Origin of the sequence: Aeromonas sp. HMWF015, assembly GCF_963878965.1 — a bacterium.
In the GTDB taxonomy this organism is placed as follows: domain Bacteria; phylum Pseudomonadota; class Gammaproteobacteria; order Enterobacterales; family Aeromonadaceae; genus Aeromonas; species Aeromonas veronii.
Genome location: NZ_CAWNZT010000223.1, coordinates 1 through 1121 on the forward strand (window position 1 = coordinate 1; position 1121 = coordinate 1121).

Annotated in this window: 2 protein-coding genes and 1 pseudogene; all 3 read right to left on the bottom strand. The window is 51.7% G+C overall.

Translation table 11 applies throughout. The features are described 5' to 3' along the window. Nucleotides 1-377, bottom strand: a pseudogene (locus AACS18_RS12405) (THUMP domain-containing protein); the annotation flags it as partial. Nucleotides 378-516: 139 nt separating this feature from the next. After that, on the bottom strand, nucleotides 517-642 hold the full coding sequence (ykgO, locus tag AACS18_RS12410; protein WP_005336596.1) for a type B 50S ribosomal protein L36: 126 nt from the start codon (nucleotides 640-642) through the stop codon (nucleotides 517-519). After that, a complete protein-coding gene (locus AACS18_RS12415; protein WP_005336598.1) occupies nucleotides 643-906 on the bottom strand; it encodes a type B 50S ribosomal protein L31 in 264 nt (87 codons plus the stop codon). Nucleotides 907-1121: the final 215 nt, after the last annotated feature.

Consider the following 1121-nt stretch of genomic DNA (forward strand, 5'->3'; position numbering starts at 1 on the left):
TCCTTGATCTTCAGGGCGCCATATTGGGTATTGCGAATGGAGGCGTTGGTACCGGTAAAGTCCACCGCAATGGTGGCGGTGCCGGAGAAGTGCTCTTCCCAGGGGATGGTATGCGCGCCCAGATAGAGATCCAGATCGTCGTTCATCTGGAATTCGGAGAGCACCAGCACGATGCGGGAGGCAAAACGGCTCCACAGGCAGGCCTTGTAGCCAATCGCCAGTTCGCCTTTGAAATGGACGCCAGCCACGGTCTCACGGACCTGCTCTGCGCCAAGATTGGTCAGCTCATCGGCCAACAGGTTTTCCAGCCCCTTGGGGCAGGTTGCAAAAAATTCTTTCATCACGCTCACGGGGAACCCATAAAAATAGTGCCGCATTATACCTCATCAGGCGGGCTGGAGCATGCAAAAGTCGGCGCAAACAGTAGGATGGAAACAGATTGATAGGTGGTGAAAAGGTAAAAGGCCCCATGACTACCCGATGGCGAGATCATGGGGCCAGACATCATTTAGCGGATCACTTCATACGAGCCTTGAAACGGGGATTGCTTTTGCAAATCACGAACAATTTGCCCCGACGGCGCACCAACTGACAATCGGGATGACGCGCCCGTGCGGATTTGAGTGAACAGACGACCTGCATTCAGGACTCCTTCTTGCTTGAAAATGCGCCAAAGCGCTTGTTGAAACGGGCCACACTCCCCTCGCTCGATACCTGCTTCTGCTTGCCGGTATAGAACGAGTGCGACTGGCTGGAAACATCGAGCGACACATAGGGATACTCCTTCCCGTCTTGCCACGTGTAGCGGCGATCGCTCTTGATGGTTGAACCGACCAAGAAAAAGGCATCTGCCGCCGTGTCATGGAACAGCACCAAACGATAATCCGGGTGAATATGAGGCTTCATGGCAACTCCATTTTGTTATGTTATAACACACAATATATGAGAATGCCTCTCGTTTCAATATGGAGGGATGCAACATAGACAAACACCTATTGCGATAGCGCGGGAACGATAACGCTGCCTTTCCCCCTTCGTTCATTGGACTCATTTTTAAAACATCCACACAGATCAAGTTATTGGACAACAATTAGTGGGTTAGAGAAATGTCATCCGGATAC

Bases quoted from the DNA above. Each gene is read 5' to 3' on its own strand.
- ykgO (WP_005336596.1), bottom strand. From the start codon at position 642: ATGCAGGTCGTCTGTTCACTCAAATCCGCACGGGCGCGTCATCCCGAT.
- AACS18_RS12415 (WP_005336598.1), bottom strand. From the start codon at position 906: ATGAAGCCTCATATTCACCCGGATTATCGTTTGGTGCTGTTCCATGAC.